General features: G+C 39.1%; 20 protein-coding genes. 5 read left to right on the forward strand and 15 right to left on the reverse strand.

The features are described from left to right. Positions 1 to 158 precede the first annotated feature (158 nt). On the forward strand, positions 159 to 785 hold the full coding sequence (locus IEU65_RS00005; protein ID WP_050799400.1) for a site-specific integrase: 627 nt from the start codon (positions 159 to 161) through the stop codon (positions 783 to 785). A gap of 97 nt (positions 786 to 882) precedes the next feature. Here the strand turns inward: IEU65_RS00005 and IEU65_RS00010 are convergent, their stop codons facing one another. The 5 genes from IEU65_RS00010 to thrC form a co-directional block, all read right to left on the reverse strand. Next, positions 883 to 1563: a cation transporter gene (locus tag IEU65_RS00010; protein ID WP_010291540.1), complete on the reverse strand. Its 681-nt coding sequence runs from the start codon at positions 1561 to 1563 to the stop codon at positions 883 to 885. Positions 1564 to 1574: 11 nt separating this feature from the next. Then, positions 1575 to 1994 (reverse strand): MarR family winged helix-turn-helix transcriptional regulator, encoded by a 420-nt coding sequence (locus IEU65_RS00015; protein ID WP_010291539.1) that lies wholly within the window; start codon positions 1992 to 1994, stop codon positions 1575 to 1577. Between the two features lie 100 nt (positions 1995 to 2094). Beyond that, the gene (locus IEU65_RS00020; RefSeq protein ID WP_031941255.1) at positions 2095 to 2643 is read right to left on the reverse strand and encodes a 5-formyltetrahydrofolate cyclo-ligase; all 549 of its coding nucleotides are present in this window, start codon (positions 2641 to 2643) and stop codon (positions 2095 to 2097) included. A gap of 37 nt (positions 2644 to 2680) precedes the next feature. Next, positions 2681 to 3913, reverse strand: coding sequence for a serine hydroxymethyltransferase (gene glyA, locus IEU65_RS00025; RefSeq protein WP_010291536.1), 1233 nt, complete (start codon positions 3911 to 3913; stop codon positions 2681 to 2683). Between the two features lie 92 nt (positions 3914 to 4005). After that, positions 4006 to 5475, reverse strand: coding sequence for a threonine synthase (gene thrC, locus IEU65_RS00030; RefSeq protein ID WP_010291535.1), 1470 nt, complete (start codon positions 5473 to 5475; stop codon positions 4006 to 4008). Positions 5476 to 5583: 108 nt separating this feature from the next. Between thrC and IEU65_RS00035 the strand changes: the two genes are divergently transcribed. Genes IEU65_RS00035 through IEU65_RS00045 form a run of 3 tightly spaced genes read left to right on the forward strand, consistent with a single transcriptional unit; the run spans position 5584 to position 9125 of the window. Beyond that, positions 5584 to 6861, forward strand: a complete 1278-nt coding sequence (locus IEU65_RS00035) for a homoserine dehydrogenase (RefSeq protein WP_010291534.1) — start codon at positions 5584 to 5586, stop codon at positions 6859 to 6861. After that, positions 6858 to 7736: a homoserine kinase gene (gene thrB / locus IEU65_RS00040; RefSeq protein WP_010291533.1), complete on the forward strand. Its 879-nt coding sequence runs from the start codon at positions 6858 to 6860 to the stop codon at positions 7734 to 7736. Before IEU65_RS00035 ends, thrB begins: the two co-directional genes overlap by 4 nt. Positions 7737 to 7769: 33 nt before the next feature. Beyond that, entirely contained in the window at positions 7770 to 9125 is a 1356-nt protein-coding gene (locus IEU65_RS00045; protein ID WP_010291532.1) for an aspartate kinase, read from the forward strand. Between the two features lie 52 nt (positions 9126 to 9177). Here the strand turns inward: IEU65_RS00045 and IEU65_RS00050 are convergent, their stop codons facing one another. The 9 genes from IEU65_RS00050 to IEU65_RS00090 form a co-directional block, all read right to left on the reverse strand. After that, positions 9178 to 10140: an asparaginase gene (locus IEU65_RS00050; RefSeq protein WP_010291531.1), complete on the reverse strand. Its 963-nt coding sequence runs from the start codon at positions 10138 to 10140 to the stop codon at positions 9178 to 9180. After that, positions 10137 to 10922: a DNA repair protein RecO gene (recO, locus tag IEU65_RS00055; RefSeq protein WP_010291530.1), complete on the reverse strand. Its 786-nt coding sequence runs from the start codon at positions 10920 to 10922 to the stop codon at positions 10137 to 10139. Before recO ends, IEU65_RS00050 begins: the two co-directional genes overlap by 4 nt. Positions 10923 to 10981: 59 nt before the next feature. Further along, complete coding sequence (era, locus tag IEU65_RS00060) at positions 10982 to 11893, reverse strand: GTPase Era (protein ID WP_010291529.1); 912 nt, start codon at positions 11891 to 11893, stop codon at positions 10982 to 10984. Positions 11894 to 11939: 46 nt separating this feature from the next. Beyond that, on the reverse strand, positions 11940 to 12407 hold the full coding sequence (locus IEU65_RS00065) for a diacylglycerol kinase family protein (protein WP_010291527.1): 468 nt from the start codon (positions 12405 to 12407) through the stop codon (positions 11940 to 11942). Further along, positions 12391 to 12873: an rRNA maturation RNase YbeY gene (ybeY, locus tag IEU65_RS00070; protein ID WP_010291522.1), complete on the reverse strand. Its 483-nt coding sequence runs from the start codon at positions 12871 to 12873 to the stop codon at positions 12391 to 12393. Before ybeY ends, IEU65_RS00065 begins: the two co-directional genes overlap by 17 nt. Then, positions 12873 to 13865: a PhoH family protein gene (locus tag IEU65_RS00075; RefSeq protein ID WP_010291521.1), complete on the reverse strand. Its 993-nt coding sequence runs from the start codon at positions 13863 to 13865 to the stop codon at positions 12873 to 12875. Before IEU65_RS00075 ends, ybeY begins: the two co-directional genes overlap by 1 nt. A 101-nt stretch (positions 13866 to 13966) precedes the next feature. Then, a complete protein-coding gene (locus IEU65_RS00080) occupies positions 13967 to 15166 on the reverse strand; it encodes an ammonium transporter (protein WP_010291520.1) in 1200 nt (399 codons plus the stop codon). Positions 15167 to 15332: 166 nt separating this feature from the next. After that, positions 15333 to 16754, reverse strand: coding sequence for a pyruvate kinase (pyk, locus tag IEU65_RS00085; RefSeq protein WP_139967949.1), 1422 nt, complete (start codon positions 16752 to 16754; stop codon positions 15333 to 15335). A gap of 95 nt (positions 16755 to 16849) precedes the next feature. Continuing rightward, entirely contained in the window at positions 16850 to 20173 is a 3324-nt protein-coding gene (locus IEU65_RS00090; RefSeq protein ID WP_010278438.1) for a DNA polymerase III subunit alpha, read from the reverse strand. Between the two features lie 119 nt (positions 20174 to 20292). Here IEU65_RS00090 and IEU65_RS00095 point away from each other — a divergent pair, with 119 nt between their 5' ends. After that, positions 20293 to 20490: a YjzD family protein gene (locus IEU65_RS00095; protein WP_010278436.1), complete on the forward strand. Its 198-nt coding sequence runs from the start codon at positions 20293 to 20295 to the stop codon at positions 20488 to 20490. A gap of 48 nt (positions 20491 to 20538) precedes the next feature. Here IEU65_RS00095 and pepT read toward each other — a convergent pair whose 3' ends face one another. Then, positions 20539 to 21774, reverse strand: coding sequence for a peptidase T (gene pepT / locus IEU65_RS00100; protein ID WP_010278434.1), 1236 nt, complete (start codon positions 21772 to 21774; stop codon positions 20539 to 20541). Positions 21775 to 21782: the final 8 nt, after the last annotated feature.

Consider the following 21782-nt stretch of genomic DNA (forward strand, 5'->3'; position numbering starts at 1 on the left):
CTAATGACTTAAGTGAACGTCCTTCTTGGTGAAGTTTAACCAGTGAATCTTTAAAATCTTGTGAATAACGAATTGACATAAAAATACTCCTATACTTTCATTTTACGGACTGAATAAAAATAGTCCATTTTTTTAGTATAAGAGCATATGCAGAAGGTATGATAAAACGAGACCTTACTATCAGAGTAAAAACTGTTGGCTTAGATGGTAAAGATAGCAATATGAAGTTTTTAGAATTAGACGAAATGAAAAAGCTTGAAAGCTATGCTTATGATCGGTATTTAGAAAACGATGCTTTCTTGGCCATGATAATCTCTATTCACACCGGTTTACGATTTGGAGAAGTAGCGGCACTGCGACAATCTGATATAGACTACCAACATAAAGAATTATCAGTAACGAAAACCATTGATATGTACGGAAACGAAAGAAAGCCGCAAACTAAAAATAGTATTCGAAAAATAAAAATCGACGACACCCTCTTAGATACTTTAAAATTAATCGAAACAGTAGATGACGATTATATGGTGAAATCCAACGCTCAAAGAGTTACTTGGTATATACATTCTGCAACCAAGGAATTAGGAATCAAAAATGTAACCTTTCACGCATTACGACACTCACATGCTTCATACTTAACTTCACGAGGTATTGCGATTCAATATGTATCAGAACGTTTAGGACATGCTGATGTTTCTATCACTCAACAAGTATATTCTCACTTGCTAAAGTCACTACGCGACCAAGAGGAAGATAAAACAATATTCCTTTTAAACGCACTGTAAAGTGTACAAAAAGTGTACAAATGATATAGAAAATAGTAGTATTTAATAGTTATTGTTAGTAAATAGAAAACCCATTAAAACATTGTTATATCAACATTTAAGCCATTAAATCAGCGTTTATATAAAATTGGTTAAAACATATCAAAAATCTTTGAAAAGTCATTTTGATAGTAAAGGCAATTAACGTTATTGTGACAAAAAAATCGCCAGTATACAACAAAAAATGTAATGGTGAATGAACTGGAATTAAGAAAATTAACAACGCTGCCACGCCAATACCTGAAGACATAATACCATCAATTAAAGTGCCTTTTGTTTCAGTCAATAGCAGGGTACTGCTATTGTTGATCTTCTTATGTTGTCGCGAATAAAACCATGATAACATAAACGATAAACACACCATTACCATTTCGTATGGTAACACTGGGCCCACATTCATCATTTGTCCTTCCCCAAAGGCAAAATAACGATAGGCCTTGACACTAACAGTTACAACTGACAAAGATAACAAAACAATTGTCAATAATGACTGACATAAAGAAAATATCGGTTCTAAAACAAATAAACCATCTGGAAATCGTTGACTCTTCTTGCTACTCACTTTTGAAATAATAATTGATACCATACCTGAAACCAGTGTGATGACAGTAAAGTAAGCGTCTACAAACAATGCCTCAATATCAGTAATTAAAAAAAACGTAATCCCCGACACCGCCATTATAGTATTAATTAGAATGCCCAGCCACAATCCACGCTGTTCAATTCGTTTTTGATTCATTTGATTTTCCTTTACAAATTTTGATCAACTTTCTGCATCAGCTGCTGTAACTGATGTTGTTCTGACTCATTCAAAATTGATATTGCGTCTAAAAATACCTGATCAAAAAGTCGATAATTCTGCTGGCAATGTCGCAACATTTCCGGACTTAGCGTCAGGTACATTACCCGTTTATCATGTTGAGACGGTTTTTTAACTAAGTAACCGGCTTGCACAAAGCGTTTGACAATACGTGTTGCAGCAGGCTTGGAAATGCCCGCTTGATCCGCAAACTGAGTTGCTGTTGTTTCCGATTGACTATACAGAATATCTAAATAATATTCATCATTAGCCGACAATTCCGGAAAAAGTTGACTTCTTGTCGGACTATTTTGATAATTAATAGCCACTTTGTCATACAGTTTTGAAAACAGTTGACTAATTTGTTCCATTACACCACCCCCAAGTAGTTAACATAAGTAGTTACTTTTGTTAACTACTTATGTTAACTATACGCATTGAAACTTGATTTGTCAATAAAAAACTATCTCTTTAATCTTTTGTCTCTTGAATTGTTAGCACTTCTTGAATTCGCTGATCGTGAGATTCAATAGGTAAAGCATTTTTAACCTGACGACTTAACGCTAACGCAACCGTTTTGCCGGTATAATTTTCCAAAAAACGATCATAGTATCCCGCCCCGAATCCAAGCCGTGCGCCATTTTTTGTAAATGCCAACCCCGGAACAATTACTAAATCAATCTTATTTTCTGGCACAGCACTATCAGTAACAGGTTCTCTAATTGACAATTGACCTGTTTGTAAATTAGAAGCATCATCAAATGGTACAAATATCATTTGATGGTGAACAATTTTAGGAACAACAGTTTTTTTGTTTGCTGACCAAGCGGCTTCAATAATTGGCGCTGTATCCAGTTCTAATGGCATGCTCAATGTCACCGCAATCGTCCCTGCCTCCTGCCAAGCAGCTGTCTCAAAAAGAAGCTGGTAGAGTTGATGCGATTCCATCTGTTTTTGATGTATTGATAATGTTTTTAATGCTTCTTTTTGCAGTTGCCGTTGTTCGTTTTTATTGATCATGATTTCACCAAAAAAGCTGGCTGAGCCAGCTTTCATTTTATTCAAACAAATGTGACATTGCCAATACTTCTGCGTCACGCTTGACTTGCTTTAACACTTTCTCATCATCATGATGATGAATAGCTGTTACAATCAGTTCTGCAACTCGACGTGCATCATTTTCACTAAATCCACGCGTCGTAATTGCTGGAGTACCAATTCGAATACCGGAGGTCACGAAAGGACTGAGCTGTTCATTCGGTAAGGCTTCTTTATTTGTTGTAATCGATACTGAATCAAGTAGTTCTTGCGTTTGCTTACCGTTCAAACCAGTTTGCGTCAAATCCAAGTTAAACAAGTGATTATCTGTGCCACCTGTAACAACACGGATATCGGTTGTATCATTGAATACTTCAGTCATTGCCTGCGCGTTAAGGATCACCTGTTTTGCATACGCTTTAAATTCTGGTCGCAATGCTTCACCAAATGCAATCGCCTTACCTGCAATAACATGTTCCAACGGGCCGCCCTGTGATCCGGGAAAAATAGCCGAATTAATTTGCTTTGCATATTTTTCTTGTGACAAAATAACACCACCGCGTGGTCCACGTAGCGTCTTGTGTGTGGTTGAAGTAACTACATCAGCAACGCCGACTGGATTAGGATGCAATCCTGCTGCCACAAGTCCTGCGATATGTGCCATATCAACCATCAAATATGCTCCGACTTCATCGGCAATATCACGGAACTTCTGAAAATCAATAATACGTGAATACGCAGAAGCACCAGCAACAATCATTTGTGGCTTTACTTCACGTGCTTGCTGTGCAATTGCCTCATAGTCTAGTCGCTCAGTTTCAGCATCAAGACCGTAAGTATAGGACTGATACATTTTACCAGAAAAACTAACTTTGGCGCCGTGTGTTAAATGACCACCGGCATCCAAATCCATGCCAAGGATTTTATCGCCTGGCTTCAAGAATGCCATATAGGCAGCAGCGTTAGCTTGAGATCCCGAATGAGGTTGTACGTTTGCATATTCGGCACCAAACAATGCCTTAAGACGATCAATAGCAAGTTGTTCAACGACGTCAACATACTCTGTGCCGCCATAATAACGTTTGTAAGGATAACCTTCAGCATATTTGTTCGTTAACACAGAGCCTTGTGCGGCACGAACAGCTTTTGAAGCAAAATTTTCGGAAGCAATTAACTCAATTGTGCGGTTTTGACGGGCACCTTCTTGTTGAATAGCGCTCCACACTTCAGAATCTAATTCACGATATGACATTTCGTTCTCCTTGCATTTAATATAACTATATTATACACGTAAATGTTTATTATTTTGCCCTAATATCGTACATTTTACCGAAATATTGTGCTTTATTTATCAAAGAGTTCGGTTTTTAATGATTTTAAGATATCATTTGGTGTAATTACTTTTTGATGCAAGATTGGTTTATCAAATAAAGTTAGCACCTGACTTGGAATGTCTGTATTTGTCTTACTTGACAAACGTGTCAATGCTTCAGCGCCTTCAATTGGCTCATCACCAAGCGCTGATAAAATAGTTTGTGGAAATTTATATGGGCTCGCAGTAGCGGCTAATAAGCTGGGTGTTTTTTGATCACTGACTAACTGATAGGCATAGCGTCCGACAGCAGTATGAGGATCAATTAAATAATTGGTTTGATCAAATACCGACAAGATAGTGTCGCTCACTTGATTTTGTGTTGCAAAACACGATTTAAACTGTTTCAAATTGCGGCGCGTACGTTCAGACAATTTGTATTGCCCTTCATCAGCTAATGCCGTCATATATGATTGAACTTCTGAAGCATCACGATCACTTGCAAAGTATAACAGTCGCTCTAAATTGCTCGATACCAGAATGTCCATCGCTGGCGCATTTGTGACTTTAAATGGCCGCTTACTATCATAAACACCAGTATTAAAAAAATCTGTTAAAACGTTGTTTTCATTTGAAGCAACCACCAAATCATTGACAGGTAACCCTATTTGACTAGCATAGTAAGCCGCCAAAACATTACCAAAATTACCGGTTGGTACAACAATGTTAATTTTATCCCCAGCATTGATATCATTTTGTCGAATTAGTTGAGCGTAACTATAAAAATAATAAACAATTTGTGGCACTAGTCGACCAATGTTAATTGAATTTGCCGACGAAAAACGCATGTGATGGTCAGCTAATTCTTGAACGAGTTTTTGATTGCTCAAAAGGGTCTTAACTGCTTTTTGAGCATCATCAAAATTGCCAGTGATTGCTGTAACGTGGGCATTTTTACCCGTTTCACTTACCATTTGTTGACGTTGGATATCACTGACACCAACTTCTGGATAAAACACCACAATTTCTGTATTTGGTACATCCGCAAAGCCACTCATAGCCGCTGTCCCAGTATCACCAGAAGTTGCGGTCAAAATGACCACTTTATCACTAATGGCCTGCTTTTTGGCGGCAGTTGTTAGCAAATGTGGTAACGCTTGAAGTGCAACATCTTTAAAAGCTAATGTTGGACCATGGAACAATTCAATATAATGCAGATTATTTTCCTGATGTAAAGTGATAATTTTCTCATTATCCCATTGACGACCATAGGCTTTACAGATGATATGATCTATTTCTGATACGCTAAAATCATCAAAAAATGCGTCGAAAATTTGCGTCGCAATTTCCGTATACGTTTGATGGCTAAGTGTGTCCCAATCTACTGATATTTCAGGCCACGATTCTGGTACATAAAGGCCGCCATCTGGCGCAATACCATTCAATATAGCCTGACTAGCAGAAACTGCCGGTGCTCCCCCACGCGTCGATATATACTGCATTTAATTAAGTTCCTTTATTGTTATTTTAATTTATTATAACAAATCTATTTATTTGTTGCTTTAAAAATGATAAAATTATAAGACATTAAATATAAAAGGGAAAAAAATATGGAACTTGGAATTGGTCTTTTTGGACTTGGCACAGTCGGCACAGGTGTCGTTAAAATTTTACAACAAAATGCACACCAAATTACCGAACGTACTGGCGCTAATTTGGTGGTTCGTCATGCCGTTGTGCATAATTTAAATAAACAGCGAGCGGGTTTTGTCCAAAATTTTCCAATTACTGACCAACCATCCGACATTTTAAATAATCCAGATATTCAGATTGTTGTGGAAGTCATGGGCGGTATTAGTGAAGCCTACGACATTATCAAGCAAGCAATCGCTGCTAAAAAGCACGTCGTGACTGCTAACAAAGACCTTATTGCTAGTCATGGTCAAGAGCTCGCTAATTTAGCTAATGAAAATGGCGTAGACCTCTATTATGAAGCTGCCGTAGCCGGCGGTATTCCAATTTTGCGAACACTTGCAACTAGTTTTACTGCCGATGAAATTACTCGTGTAGCTGGTATTATTAATGGTACAAGTAATTTTATTTTGACACAAATGGCATCAAATGGTTTGACATACGAGAATGCTTTGGCTTTGGCACAAGAAAAAGGCTTTGCTGAAGCTGATCCTACTAATGACGTCGCTGGTTTCGACGCCGCCTATAAGCTCATTATTCTTTCAAATTTTGCTTTCGGCGTGCAACCCGTCTTGGGAGATGTTAGCATCAGTGGGATCACGAACTTAACGGATTTAGATATTGAAGATGCCCAAAGTTTTGGTTATGGCATCAAATTGCTCGGGGTTGCGCAACGCGTTGGAGATTCAAATAACGCTATTAGTATTGAAGTCGCGCCTCACTTAGTACCTTTTGATCATCCGTTAGCGACAGTTCATAATGAAAACAATGCTGTTTTGGTTAATGGTGAGTCTGTAGGTGAAGTCATGCTTTATGGTCCTGGTGCGGGTGAAATGCCAACTGCTAACTCAGTTTTAAGTGATTTGACTAATGTTGCCACAAATTACACACCAGGTAAGCCATTTAACACATTTAATCAAAATCTTGATTTAGCCAAACCATCCCAACGTGTGGCACGTCGTTTTGTAGTCGTTGATGTGGCTGATACACCTGGTGCAATGTATTCTGTGACAGGTATGTTTACCTCAGCCAAAATTAGTTTCACCGATTTAAAGCAAACACCTGCTAAAAATGGCTATGCACGTCTTGTTGCACTCACATATCCTGCCTCAGACGCACAACTAAATGTCATTAAAACGACTATCCGCAACGCAGATGGTATCAATCTAGTCTCGGAGTACAAAATTTTCTCATGATTACAATAAAAGTGCCAGCCACTAGTGCCAACATTGGTCCGGGGTTTGATTCTTTGGGCTTGGCTCTAAGTCTATATTTAACACTTGAAATTCACGAACCAGCAGACAGTTGGAAAGTTTTTCATGATTACGGCGATAGCATGCCCTCTGATCAAAATAATTTTATTGTCTCGACAGCATTGCGTATTGCACCTTCGCTGAAACCACATCGCTTAGTTGTAAAATCAGATATTCCACTAGCTCGTGGTCTTGGTTCTTCCTCATCAGCTTTGATTGCTGCTTTATCAATGGTTAATCTCTTAGACAATAAGCAATACACTAAAGAAGATTTACTTCAAATTGCCACTAAGCTAGAAGGACACCCTGACAACGTTGCACCGGCTATATTTGGTGGTGCCGTCGCTGCTTATTATGATGGGACAACTGTCTTTCACACGCCATTACATTTTCCAAAGTCATTAAGCTTTGTTACTTTTATACCAGATTATCAGCTCTTGACGGAAAAAGCGCGCGCCGCCTTACCAAAAGACTTACCTTTCAAACAAGCTGTTGCTGCCAGCGCAATTAGCAATACGCTTGTAGCGGCTTTAGCTGGCAATAATATCGATACTGCACGGCACCTAATTGAACAGGATCTATTTCATGAAGAGGCACGAGCACATCTTGCCCCAGAACTGACAATCATTCGTCGTATTGCACACCAGCAAAACATTGTTGGTACTTATTTGTCGGGTGCTGGTCCAACTATCATTTCTGTTGTTGATGAAACGGAAGCCCAACGCTTAATGACAGCGATTAATTTGGCCCAATTACCTGGAAAAACATATCATTTACATACCGATTTAACCGGTGCTATAGTTCAAACAAACGATTAGGAGGACGCGTGTCAATTAGCGCGCGATACCATTATGAAAGTTACAAAATTCGGCGGTTCATCTTTGGCTGACGGTCAACAACTAAAAAGAGTTTTTGATATTATCCGAGATGATCCAGAACGTAAAGTTGTGGTTGTGTCAGCACCTGGAAAACGTTTTAAAGACGACACTAAAGTAACTGACTTGCTTCTCAGTTACGCCAGAGCAACAATTGAAGATACAGACGCAACAGATATCATTGAAGCTATCAAACATCGTTATCACGCAATCGGCAACTATTTTGATTTACCAGACTACGACTTAGCTGATTTAGATGAACAAATTGATCACTTGTCAACCAAACATTACCGCTCTTTTGATTACTTATACGCCGCATTCGCTGCTCATGGTGAGTATCTAAATGCGCAATTAGTAGCCAAGGTTTTTACTCACTTGGGTGTTTCAGCAAGATTTATTGATCCAAAAGAAATAGGTTTATTGGTCGATGATAACGCGCGCCAAGCAACTTTTGACACGAAATCATACGATACCATCGCTGAACTTGATTTATCAACATCAGAACGCCTCATTGTACCAGGATTCTTTGGCTATACTAAAAGTGGTGATATGGCAACCTTTTCTCGAGGCGGATCAGATATTACCGGCGCGATTATGGCACGTGGTCTGCGAGCTGACTTATACGAAAACTTCACTGATGTCAGTGCAATCTACGCTGTTAACCCGAATATTATTGACAAACCAGCTGCGATTGAGCAAATGACTTATGATGAAATGCGTGAATTGTCTTATGCTGGATTTGCTGTATTTCATGATGAAGCAATTATTCCAGCTATTCAAGGTGGCATACGTATTAATATCAAAAATACCAATGATCCTGAGGTCCCAGGGACATTTATTGTCCCTCCAACTGAAGTTCAGCAATCCCGTCCGGTGACTGGCATTGCTAACTCGAATCGCTTTGCGGCACTATATCTCCATCGTTATTTATTAAACAAAGAGGTCGGCTTCACACTCAGAATTCTTGAAATCTTAAAGCGTCATCAAATATCCTATGAACACATGCCATCAGGTATTGACGACTTGACAATCATTTTTGACAAAACACTTTTAACTCAAGAAAAAATAGATGGTATGCTGGCCGATATTGCATCGGAAATTAAACCTGATACGCTCAAATGGCTTCCCAGCTACGGTATTATAATGGTAGTCGGTGAAGGGATGCGCAATCGTATTGGTGCATTGACTGAAATTGTATCACCATTAAAAGAACACCATATTAGCTTACAAATGGTCAACCAAGGTGCCAGTGAAATATCAATTATGCTTGGTATTCAGCCGGACCTGTCAGACCTTGCCGTCAAAGCAATCTATGAAAACATATTTAAATAGTTAAAAGGGCTCAAAATTTGAGCCCTTTTTATAATGTATCACTAATTTTCTATTAAACGCTTCGTAAATAATGACGCAAATCATCAGGGGTAAGTTGATTTTCAAGGCCAATCAACAGCTTCAAACGCGCTTTAGGACCATTGATACTGCTGGCAAAAATGACACCTGCTCGTTCTAATTGTACGCCACCACCTAAATAATCATATACAGGCTCGGCTACGCCATTAAAACTACGTGAAACTATCACAACAGGAATGCCCTTTTCTAGCACAACACTTACACCCTTTGCGGCTTCTCGGGACAAATTACCGGCGCCCAATGCTTCAATAATCAGACCGTTAACATTAGAATCAGCCAATAATTGGAATAATTGACCATCCATTCCAGCATAAGCCTTTAAAACTGGTATATTCTGGTTAACCTGCTGAATTGGTAAAACGTGACGTCGCGGCAAGTCATAAAAATAAATCACTTGTCTTTTAGTGAGTAAGCCCATCGCGCCACTAATTGGTGAAGCAAAAGTTGCCACGTTAGTTGTATGGGTTTTAGTCACAAATCTAGCAGCATGAATTTCGTCGTTCATGACAACCATCACACCACGTTTTCGTGAAGCGTCTGAAGTTGCAACACGCAAAGCTGATTGATAATTATATAAACCATCAGAACCCAACTCATTAGAAGACCGCATTGCACCAGTCATCACAATCGGAAAGTCAACTTTGAGGGTACTATCCAAGAAAAAAGCAGTTTCTTCTAATGTATCCGTACCATGTGTAATAACCACACCATCAAATTGGTTGCCTGCTGCTAATATTCGCTGCTGTAACTGTAACATATGTTTTGGTCCAATATGTTCACTTGGCAGGTTAAAAATGCTTTCAACCTGCAACACAACATCTGTTATTTTTACCTGAGCTTCAGTCAATGGATTGACAACACCAGTCTCAACATCACCATCTTCATCTTCATGCATTGAAATTGTACCACCAGTGTGCAAAACTAGTATTTTTGTCATATATCTGTCTTCTTTCTAAAGTTTATGAGTTGATTTTGCCATGAGTGCATTTGCTCAATAAATACTTTTGCTCTTGGTTTCAGACCAACCTGATTTTCATAAATGTAATCAATAACCTTTTGTAAGCCACGCTTCGTTTTAGTAGACATGTTGATTTCATGGACTTGCCGCATATCAATAATGCTAAATTGTCTTAAATAAAAAACCGTTTTTTGATCCAACATGAGTCGATGATCATCCAAATCAAAATGTTCTTCAGAAATGATGCCATTATACTTTTCCGAGTAATCAAATCGACCGTCAGTTTGACCACTAATAGGATCAGCACGCCAATTGGGAGCAATCCCGAGCGGCACCAGCAGTTGAATTTCAAAAATATTTGCGATTATTTGTGGATCTAATTGCTCATCTAATTTCTGTAATGCAATTGCTAATTGATTATACCAGCGTGTGATAATTTGATTTTCTTCAAATGTTGCATCAATCAAACTCACAATCAAAGCGGCATAGGCATTAACTTCAATATCATCGACTAATCGAGAAAACATCTTCACTGATTGAATATCATTAATATAACCTAGACCACTGCCTTTTTTTGGCCAAGCCCCTTCAAAGGTTATCAATGCGTAAGGCTGCACACCGCCAGCCAATTTTGATTTAGGTCGTTTGGCACCCCGCGCCAAAAAAGTCCGCAAACCAGCCGTTTCAGTTAGTATGCGAACTAATAAATCATTATCCTTGTACTGTTTTGTGTTTAACACAATGCCCTTAATTATTGCCATAACACGAAGCCATCAAATTTTCCTTCATGAAATTGATTTTGCGAGATACCTTGCTAAAATTAATAATCGTCTTCACTGTAACCCAATGTTTGTAACGCTTGTGGTCGATCACGCCATCTTGGCTCAACTTTCACCCATGTTTCTAAGTAGACTTTGTCACCCATCAAACGCTCAATATCTTTTCGGGCACGAGTTCCAATTTGCTTAATCATTGCACCTTGTTTACCAATGATAATGTTTTTTTGCGTTGGTCTCTCAACAATGATTGATGCTTGAATATGGATTTTTTCTTCATCTTCACGAGCAATTTTATCAATGACAACCGCAACAGAATGCGGCACTTCTTGGCGAGTTAATTGTAGCACCTTTTCACGAATCAATTCTCCGATAACAAATCGCTCAGGGTGATCAGTCAATTGATCCGAATCAAAATATTGTGGTCCTTCATCCAAGTTTGCCACAATGTTATCCAGTAATTCAGGCACATTGTCACCTTCAGTTGCTGAAATTGGAAATACTTCCGTCCACTCTGGTGCATTTTCTTGGTAACTGGCAATCACATTTAACAAATCTTTTGGTGATAACAGATCAATTTTATTAATTAACAGATAAATAGGTGTGTTCTTCACTTCTTTAAGGCGTTCAATAATGAAGTCGTCGCCACGTCCTCTCGGCATGGAAGCATCAGCCACAAACCAAATTGCGTCAGCTTCATGCAAGGCTGAAAAAGCAGACTTAACCATAAAGTCTCCCAAAGAATTTTGCGGCTTATGCACGCCTGGCGTGTCAATAAACACAACTTGGGCGTTATCAGTTGTGTAAATACCTTGAATTTTATTTCTCGTAGTTTGTGCCTTATCCGACATAATGGCAATTTTTTCGCCCACAATACGATTGAGTAATGTGGATTTTCCAACATTAGGTCGACCAATAATGGCCACAAATCCTGATTTAAATACATTTTCTGTCATAATATATTACGGCGCCTAGGCCCATTTTCTCCTAAAAATCTATTTACTATCTACTAAAATTATGAATAAACTGCGAAAAGTTCGTCACAATACCAAACTGACGCCAAACATAGGGCTGAAAAACAATCAATAAAATGATGATTTCAAAGGCAACAGCCGCTAATACACCACCAGCTGCAACATCTTTTGCTAAACCTGCCAAAGGATGGTAACGTTTCTCAACAACTAAATCAACTAATGCTTCAATAATTGTATTCAAAAATTCACTTGAAATAACTGTAAAGACGGCTACTGTCACCCACAACCAATCCGAACGAACCAAACCATAATGTAAACCAGCAATTAAGATTAAAAAACCCAAAAATATATGAATTCTAAGGTTACGCTCACGAACTAAAATCATCCAAATGCCATGCAATGAATTTTTTAAGGCACGAAAAAAGGAACTATTCCTTTGTACCTTCTTATTATAATCTTTCGGTGCACCCTCTAATTGTTTATCGTCTAAGCCCATAATCGTCTAAAATCTTTCGCTGTAAATCAAACATTTCTTTCTCTTCGGCGTCTCCTAGCATATGATCATAACCATTCAAGTGTAAGAAACCATGAACAACAAGGAAGCCAAGTTCACGTTCATAACTGTGCCCCAGATACTCAGCCTGTGAAGCAATAATGTCAACTGACACTAAAATATCACCAATATTTTTTGCAAGCTCCTCATCCATTTCTTCATCGGGCAACACAGGAAAATCATCACCATCTTCTTCGATGGCAAAACTAATGACATCAGTGGGCTTGTCAATACCACGGTAAGTTTTGTTGTAACGATGAATTTCATCATTATTCATGAATGTTACTGACATTTCAGTGTTATCAGGCAGTTTTAAATAGCTGCCTGCGTAATCCAACACTGCGCGGACTAAATCCTGATGATATTGACTCACCCCATCTTTTGTTTGATCGATAATGGCTAAATCCATTAGTTTTGTTGCTCCTTTTTTAATGCTGCTAGCTTCTTATCAGCTGCTTCGTAAGCGTTGACAATCAACCCAACTACTGGATGCCTGACGACATCAGCACTACTAAAATGAATAAACGAAATGCGGTTCACATCCTTTAAAATGTGTTGTGCTGCGATCAATCCAGATTTTGCACCACGTGGTAAGTCAATCTGTGAAACATCACCATTGATAATCATTTTGGACCCAAAACCCAATCGCGTCAAAAACATTTTCATTTGTTGATTTGTTGTATTTTGTGCTTCATCTAAAATAATAAACGCATCATCAAGTGTTCTCCCGCGCATGTAGGCCAATGGTGCAATTTCAATCACACCACGATCCATCAATCTTTGCGTTTGCTCAGCACCAACCAAGGTATTCATTGCGTCATATATTGGTCTCATGTAGGGATCAACTTTTTCTTTTAAGTCCCCCGGTAAGAAGCCAAGTGACTCACCAGCTTCAACAGCTGGTCGCGTAATAATTATTTTCTCGACTTCACCACGTTTTAGCGAAGCAATTGCCATAACCACAGCTAAAAAGGTTTTCCCTGTTCCAGCTGGACCAATACCAAAAGTGACGTCATTTTTCCGAATTGACTGAATATATTGACGTTGTCCAAAGTTCTTCACACGAACTGAGCGCCCTTTATTATCGCGAATCAATACTTCTGAGTATAGATCGCCAAAGTATTCAAGTGTGCCACGTTGTGCCATCGTTGTTGCACTCACAACATCAGTCGCTGAAATACTAATTTGATGCTTAATCAAATCAGTCAATTCTCGTAAAACCGCCTTTGCGAGTGATACCTTGTCCTCGTCACCCGATATAGCAACTTGATCACCACGAGCATGAAGTTGTACATCCAAACTTTCTTCAATTAATCTCAAAAAGTTATCATTCACACCGACCAATTTTGTCTGTTGCTCGGCATTTTCAAATGTAAAAAATTGCTGAATTTGCGTTGTCAAAAAGCAATTCCCCTTAAATGTATTTCCTTTATTTTACCATATTGGTAAGGCTGTTGGTAGTTAATGACCTAGTTTGTGAATAAAAAAAGAGCCAATGGCTCTTATGATTCTACTGTTAAATCATGCATCAATGTATCATAACCTTTTGATTCCTCTTCAGGTGTTAAACGTAATGGTGCTGCAATAACCTCAGTTATTTTGGCTAATAAGAAGGTGCCAATGGCTGCAAAAGCGACTGTAAACAATACTGCAACAATCTGCTTCCAAACTAACGAAGCATCACCATTGATCAAACCCGCAACACCGCCGACTTGTTTGTCAGCGAATACACCCGTCAGAATTGCGCCAACTGTACCACCGATGCCATGAATACCAAATGCATCCAATGTGTCATCATAACCAAAACTATTTTTTACAAAAGTAATACCAAAGAATCCAACGAATCCAGCCAATAATCCCATAAGAACCGCTGCCCATGGATCCACAAAACCAGCAGCAGGTGTAATCGCCACTAAGCCAGCAACGCCACCACTTGTAATACCTGACAAGGTTGCACGTTTGTGCCATTGATATTCAGCCAATCCCCAAGTCAATACCGCAACCGCAGAAGCCAACCACGTGTTTACTAGGGCTAAAACAGCCGTTCCATTGGCCGCCAATGCCGATCCTGAGTTGAAGCCAAACCACCCAACCCAAAGTAAAGCGCCACCAATTAAGACATATGAAGGTCGAACAGGTACGTGTTGATCATTATGACGATGTCCAATCATTAGTGCCAATACCAGACCGGTAACACCACTGGAAATATGAACAACTGTACCACCAGCGAAATCAATTGCACCCAATTGTGCAAGTAGTCCACCGCCCCAAACCATATGAGCCAGTGGTGAATAAATAAAAATCAACCACAAAGTGATGAACACGAGCATTGCCTTGATACGAACACGACCAATAACAGAACCGGTAATGATTGCAGCCGTAATGATTGGAAACATCCCTTGAAATAGTGCAAAGGCACCATCAGGAATTGTCAAACTCTTAGTAGAATGTGTAAAGGACACGTTTGTCATAAATAAATGCTTAAAATTACCAATGACACTTCCGGAGCCACCAAAAGAGAGTGAATATCCTATAACAAACCACACTAGTGTTGCAATACCAATAATCATGATAGGCACAAACATCGTATGTAGTAAATTACGCCTTTCACCTAATCCACCATAAAACAAAGCAAGTCCAGGTGTCATAACCCAGACAAGTGCTGCTGAAATCAATACCCACGCCAAATCTCCACTATTCATACGCCTACTCCTAATTTCTAATTACTATCAATATTAACAGGTATACCAATTTCAGCAATTAATTATGGCAGGTTTGCTTACATGAAATTTCTGAAAATTTTTCACAAAAAAACTACCATTAAGCAAATACGCTTAACAGTAGCTCATAATTGATTAAAGAATAACATTAAACAGTTTGAACGGTTAACATATTAGTTGTACCAGATTGTGACATTGGTACACCAGCAGCAATAACAATTGTATCACCAGTGTTAGCTAATCCTTGTTCCTTAACAGCCTTTTTAGCCAAATCAACCATCTCATCGATTGTTTGTGGCGCATCGTAAACAACAGGCACAACACCATAATTCAAAGTTAATCCACGTTGTACACGTTCTGAATAAGTAACTGCCAAGATGTTAACATCTGGACGGTGCTTAGAAACCATACGTGCTGTGTAACCAGAGTTAGTTGAAACAACAACTGCCTTAGCACCAACGTTACGTGCAATACGGGCAACAGATGCAGCCACGGCCTCAGTTGAGTCTGTTTCATCAAAGACGATGTCTTCATGACGACCGTTTTCACGTAATGATGTTTCAGCTTTTTCATCGATAGCAGCCATTGTAGCAACTGCTTCAACTGGATAGTCACCATTTGCTGACTCACCTGATAGCATTGTTGCATCAGTACCATCAAACACAGCGTTGGCAACATCGGAAGCTTCGGCACGAGTAGGACGTGGATTCTCTTCCATTGAGTCAAGCATTTGTGTTGCAGTAATAACTGGCAAACCAGCTTTGTTCATCTTACGAATCATGTCTTTTTGAACCAAAGGCACGTTTTCGGCAGGAATTTCAACACCCATGTCACCACGTGGTACCATCAAAGCGTCTGAAACTTCCAAGATAGCATCAAGGTTGTCAATACCTTCTTGTGATTCAATCTTAGGAATGATTTGAACATGTTCCATGTTCTTTTCCTTTAACAATGCACGAATTTCGAGCACGTCTTCAGGCTTACGAACAAATGAGGCTGCGATATAATTAATTTCGTGATCTAAACCAAAACGAATGTCATCGGCATCTTTTTCAGTGATACCTGGCAAATTGATTGAAACACCCGGTGCGTTAACACCCTTACGTGATCCCAAAATACCATCGTTATCAACACGAACAACCAACTCACGGTTGGCAGAGTCTTTTTCAATGACAGTTGTGCCAAGCAAACCGTCATCAAACAAAACTTGACCACCCTCTTTAACATCATCAAACAAGCCCGCATATGTAACAGCAATCTTGTCTTTTGTACCTTCAAGGTTTTCGTCCATTGCAATGCGCAAAGTATCACCAGTGTGGAATTCAATCTTGCCATCGGCTTGCTTTGTTGTACGGATTTCGGCACCCTTAGTGTCCAACAATAGACCTACTGTTTTACCAGTAATCTTTTCGGCTTCGTGAACTGCATTCATGCGACCCAAATGTTCTTCGTGGTCACCGTGTGAAAAGTTGAAACGGAACACATTGGCTCCTGCTTGGATCAACTTGACAATTGTTTCGACATCTGATGATGACGGACCAAGTGTTGAGACGATTTTCGTCTTTTTCATGGTTAAATAGCTCCTTAATTATCTTGGCTGTTGCTTGTGCAACTTTACCCAAACTCTATTTTATACATTCTTAAGCATTTGTACAAGTCATAATATCAACGAGTTTTCCTGAATATAACGTTTTCTTCACCTAGGATTGGCGCTACTTCAAGTATGATAACGGTTTCATCAGTCATCCAAAAAGATTCATCTAATTGTTGATTTTTATCTTCCCGTTGCCAATGAATAACGACTGGATTATTACCATGATGTTTCGCTAATACCTTGACCAACTTTTCCCGATTATCAGGTGTGTCATGTTCGACGTCAAACTGTAAGAACCATGTACCTTTTGACTGTGGCTTTGTTATTGTTTGAATTTGATTGGCAACAATTGCTAATTCACCGCGAGAATCTAGCTCTGATTTTCCAGTGATTTGAAGAACTGTACCGACACTTAAGATATTTTGAATGTTTTTAAACAAGTTTGGAAAAATCGTGACACTAATAGCGCCTGTTAAGTCTGATATGGTAGCAAATGCCATATCATCTCCTTTTTTTGTACGAATTTGTCGTATTTTATCCACAATTCCTAAAAAGCGAACTGCTTTATCTGGCACTGTTATATCACCAATCAGATTGTAATTTTCATTAAGGATTAACTCTCGATAGGCGTCAAGTGGATGACCAGATAAATTGACGCCGATGGCTTGTTTTTCACGTTCTAATCTTTCTTGTAAGGGCAATTCAGGGAATTTTTTAATTTTTGTTTCTTGTAAGATAAGATCACCAAATGCGGCACCCTCAATTAAACTATTACTATTTTCAATTAATTCATTACGATTATATCCAAAACCATCTAACGCGCCAGAATAAGCGAGTTGCGCTAAAGTCTCCGTTTTCCTCATCTTTTCAGGCATTCTTCTTACAAAAGACTGAATTGTTTGAAAATTTCCTTGATGTCGCTCATCTAATACAGCATTGACAAAATCGCTACGAATACCACGAATATTGTTCAATCCCATTTGTAGTTGACCATCATTGGACGTCCAAAACCGTTGCGATAAATTAATATTCGGGGCCAAAACAACTATTCCGCGTGATTTAGCTTCTGACACATACTGTTGTATCTTACGCTGATCGCCGATATTGGCATTTAAAAGTGCCGTATAAAATGCAACAGGATAATGCGCTTTCATATAAGCCAATTGAAATGCTAATTTACTATATGCCACAGCATGAGAACGATTAAAACCATAGTTTGCAAACTCGTCAACATACGAAAAAATTTTCTCAGCTTGAGCTTGCGTATGACCCTTGTTTATTGCGCCATTGATAAATTTCTCGTGCAAAGCCTGCATTTTGTCTAGCTTCTTCTTGGACATAGCACTACGCAAAACGTCGGCTTCCCCTAGTGTAAAACCAGCATAAGTCTCAGCAACTAACATGACCTGTTCTTGATAAACAATAATACCAAATGTCGGTGCCAAGATTGTTTTGAGCGAAGGATCAGGAATAATGACTGGTTCACGACCATGACGACGCGCCACAAACTGGTGAATATTTTGTGAAGGACCAGGACGATATAAAGCATTAACGGCAACAATATGTTCAAACATCACTGGTTTCAAATCACGCAAGACATGCTTAATACCAGAAGATTCAAATTGAAAGACGCCGTTTGTATCACCTTTGGCAAACAACGCAATTGTTTGCTCATCATCTAATGAAATTTGACTAATATCAAAATTTTGTGGCAACTGTTGCCGAGCGTGATACAGTGCTTGACTCAGAATGGTTAAATTCTGTAATCCTAAAATATCAATTTTTAGTAGGCCGAGTTGCTCAACAGTGTCTTTTTCAAACTGCGTCAATAATCGCCCCTCAGTCCCTGCTTGAACTGGTAATGTATTTACCAGCGGTCGTGCACTTAACACCACACCTGCGGCGTGGGTAGAATAATTTTTTGGCAGCCCCTCAATTTGACGAGCCGTCTTGAGCAGCAAGTCACCATGATCAATCGTTTGAATGGTTGCTAATAACTTGGGTTCTTTTAAAGCTGATTCAATTGAAACTTTTCGACCATTTTTACCCTCTGGTATTCCGCCACTCAATTTGCTCAGAGTTGCTACTGGCAAGCCAAAAACACGACCAACGTCTCGCAGCGCTTGTTTAGCTGCCAACGTACCAAATGTGATAATTTGACCAAAGTTTCGTTTGCCATACTTCTGATGCAGGTACTCAAAAATTGCCTCACGCTGGCTAGGCGGCCAATCAATGTCAATATCAGGCATTTGAACACGTTCTTCATTTAAAAAGCGTTCAAACAATAAATTGAACTGGATTGGATCAACATCCGTAATTCTTAAACTATAAGCAACCAAAGAACCGGCAGCAGACCCTCGCCCAGGTCCAGTTTGAATATGATTATTTGAAGCAAAATTGACAATGTCCCAAACAATCAAAAAGTAATCACTAAAACCTAGCTGATCAATAACATCTAATTCATGCGACAATCTTTTTTCATATTGTGCAACAGATACATCACGCTTTTGTAAACGTTTTTTGAGACCGTCAAATGCAGTTTGTCTCAAAAATTGTGAACTACTTAATCCTTGTGGCGTCTGGAATGGTGGCAAAGCTGTCTCCGAAAATGAAATGGATACTTCGCTCTTGTGAACTAATTGTTCATTGGCTTGGTAAGCTTTCTGCAAATCCGCGTTTGCTGCATAGGCCGACTGTATTGCTGAAATATCTTGTAAAATATGAGTACCACGTTGATGCGACAATGGCACAATGTCCGTTAATTTGGAATTCGAGTCAATTGCCTTCAGGACTTGTGAGGTAAAATCATCATCGGAATTCAAGTAATCAACATCATCGGCAGCAATAATTTGCGCATTGTTTTGCTTGCTGAAAGCAATTAATTGCGTTTGTGTCTTCGCCGCCATTTGTGTATTGATGCCAAGGTATAGATGACTTGAGTCAATCAATTTAATGAGTTGTTGCCAGTAACCGTCTGTTGCTTCATACTCAGTACCAATCAACTGGCTAAGTTCACTTGTACTTGGCAAGATGACGTTGATTCCTGATAAATGGTCGGTTAAGGTTGAAAATAACATTTCAGAATCATTCGTCATACGTGCCGAAGATAACCACATCAAATTTTGATATCCTGTTTGATTTTCAGCAATCAGCACCAACGGAAAGGTAGTGGCAGTGTTGACTAGACCATTAACCATCAATGTCAGTCCAAATAAAGGTTTAATTTGATATTTTTGAGCGTTACGATACCATGCGACTGCCCCATACATGACGTTAACATCTGTCAACGCGATTGCCTCATAGCCACGCGATTTAGCTGTCTGTAAAATTTGTTCAATTGTGTTTGGATTTTTTAGTAAGCTATAACTGCTCAAAATCTGAAGCGGTGCGTACATTTTTCCTCCCTAATACGAACATTTGTTTTATTGACTTAATTATACAGGATTTTCTAGTAAATGGGTTGCACTTAAGCAAATCTAAGTGTATTATAATTTTAAGTAAAGAGGTGAAAATTATGAAATATATCATGGTTGCCATTTGGTCGGCAATATTTGGCGAAATCTTAGGTTACATCGTTTCTCAATTAAATGCTGGAACTTACAGTTTTGTCGGTGTGGCAGTTATTGCTATCATTGTTGGAGAAGTTGCCCTCGTGGCAATTCCGGCTATTTCTGGTTCCGCAGCACCTAAAGAAACATCATCTGAACAGTAATTTCAATTCACATCAAAAAAAGAAGCCTAACCGGCTTCTTTTTTATTACTATTCTGCAGCGGCCAATGTCACGATTTCCAAAATAACATCTGTTGCCTGCTCCATAACAGTCGTGGAAACATATTCAAAGCGACCGTGCATATTCTCGCCACCTGCAAAAATATTTGGCGTTGGTAGCCCTAAGAAAGTAATCTTTGAGCCATCTGTGCCACCACGAACCGGTTCAATGATAGGCTTAATGTTTAACTTTTTCATTGCCTCTTCAGCTAACTCAACCGATTTCATATCATTTTTGAGCACTTCTCCCATATTGTAATATTGATCATTAAGTGTCACTGAAATTCGACCCTCACCAAATTTTTGATTAAAAGTTGCAGCGATATCCATTAACTTCTGCTTACGTGTTTCAAATATAGTACGATCATGATCTCTCACAATATAACGCAATGTTGCCGCTTCTGGATTCCCCTCGATTGAGATGACATGCCAAAAACCTTCAACGCCTTCAGTGTGTTCTGGCCGATCATGAACAGGCAATTCTGCGTGGAAATCAAATGCTACTTGAATAGCGTTAATCATAGCATTTTTAGCTGTTCCTGGGTGCACATTACGACCTTTAATATCGATTGTAGCGGCCGCCGCGTTGAAGGTTTCCCACTCTAATTCACCTAATGGACCGCCATCCATCGTGTATGCAAAATCTGCACCAAAAGCAGTAACATCAAAGTTATCTGCGCCAATACCAATTTCTTCATCAGGACCAAACGCAAAACGTAAATCACCATGCTTGATTTCTGGATGAGCAATTAAATATGCTGCTGCTGTGATAATTTCAGCATCTCCAGCTTTGTCATCAGCACCCAAAAGTGTCGTCCCATCTGTTGTAATTAACGTGTGTCCAACATATTTTTTTAGACTCGGAAATTCAGACGGATTTAGTTCGTAACCACTTGTCCCAAGCTTGATGGCTGATTGACCATCATAATCAGCAACAATTTGTGGCTTCACATTAGCACCATTAAAATCAGCAGTATCCACATGGGCAATGAAACCGATTGTAGGTACATTAGCATTGTCAATGTTGCTTGACAGTTCGGCAAATACATAACCATCAGGCATAGTACGCACATTTTCAAGACCAATGTGCTTTAGTTCTTCAGCCAATTCAGCTAAAAATGCCACTTCTTTTGGCGAAGAAGGCACTGTTGTTGAATTTTCGTCTGACTGCGTATCAATTTTGACGTACTTCAAAAATCGCTCTGTTAGTTCTGGATATTTTGTCATATTTTCAC

Source organism: Leuconostoc pseudomesenteroides KCTC 3652, assembly GCF_014634745.1.
In the GTDB taxonomy this organism is placed as follows: Bacteria; Bacillota; Bacilli; order Lactobacillales; family Lactobacillaceae; genus Leuconostoc; species Leuconostoc pseudomesenteroides.

Excerpts from the sequence above, each read along its gene's own strand:
- IEU65_RS00005 (WP_050799400.1), top strand. The coding sequence starts at position 159 with ATGATAAAACGAGACCTTACTATCAGAGTAAAAACTGTTGGCTTAGAT.
- IEU65_RS00010 (WP_010291540.1), bottom strand. The coding sequence starts at position 1,563 with ATGAATCAAAAACGAATTGAACAGCGTGGATTGTGGCTGGGCATTCTA.
- IEU65_RS00015 (WP_010291539.1), bottom strand. The coding sequence starts at position 1,994 with ATGGAACAAATTAGTCAACTGTTTTCAAAACTGTATGACAAAGTGGCT.
- IEU65_RS00020 (WP_031941255.1), bottom strand. The coding sequence starts at position 2,643 with ATGATCAATAAAAACGAACAACGGCAACTGCAAAAAGAAGCATTAAAA.
- glyA (WP_010291536.1), bottom strand. The coding sequence starts at position 3,913 with ATGTCATATCGTGAATTAGATTCTGAAGTGTGGAGCGCTATTCAACAA.
- thrC (WP_010291535.1), bottom strand. The coding sequence starts at position 5,475 with ATGCAGTATATATCGACGCGTGGGGGAGCACCGGCAGTTTCTGCTAGT.
- IEU65_RS00035 (WP_010291534.1), top strand. The coding sequence starts at position 5,584 with ATGGAACTTGGAATTGGTCTTTTTGGACTTGGCACAGTCGGCACAGGT.
- thrB (WP_010291533.1), top strand. The coding sequence starts at position 6,858 with ATGATTACAATAAAAGTGCCAGCCACTAGTGCCAACATTGGTCCGGGG.
- IEU65_RS00045 (WP_010291532.1), top strand. The coding sequence starts at position 7,770 with ATGAAAGTTACAAAATTCGGCGGTTCATCTTTGGCTGACGGTCAACAA.
- IEU65_RS00050 (WP_010291531.1), bottom strand. The coding sequence starts at position 10,140 with ATGACAAAAATACTAGTTTTGCACACTGGTGGTACAATTTCAATGCAT.
- recO (WP_010291530.1), bottom strand. The coding sequence starts at position 10,922 with ATGGCAATAATTAAGGGCATTGTGTTAAACACAAAACAGTACAAGGAT.
- era (WP_010291529.1), bottom strand. The coding sequence starts at position 11,893 with ATGACAGAAAATGTATTTAAATCAGGATTTGTGGCCATTATTGGTCGA.
- IEU65_RS00065 (WP_010291527.1), bottom strand. The coding sequence starts at position 12,407 with ATGGGCTTAGACGATAAACAATTAGAGGGTGCACCGAAAGATTATAAT.
- ybeY (WP_010291522.1), bottom strand. The coding sequence starts at position 12,873 with ATGGATTTAGCCATTATCGATCAAACAAAAGATGGGGTGAGTCAATAT.
- IEU65_RS00080 (WP_010291520.1), bottom strand. The coding sequence starts at position 15,166 with ATGAATAGTGGAGATTTGGCGTGGGTATTGATTTCAGCAGCACTTGTC.
- pyk (WP_139967949.1), bottom strand. The coding sequence starts at position 16,754 with ATGAAAAAGACGAAAATCGTCTCAACACTTGGTCCGTCATCATCAGAT.
- IEU65_RS00090 (WP_010278438.1), bottom strand. The coding sequence starts at position 20,173 with ATGTACGCACCGCTTCAGATTTTGAGCAGTTATAGCTTACTAAAAAAT.
- IEU65_RS00095 (WP_010278436.1), top strand. The coding sequence starts at position 20,293 with ATGAAATATATCATGGTTGCCATTTGGTCGGCAATATTTGGCGAAATC.
- pepT (WP_010278434.1), bottom strand. The coding sequence starts at position 21,774 with ATGACAAAATATCCAGAACTAACAGAGCGATTTTTGAAGTACGTCAAA.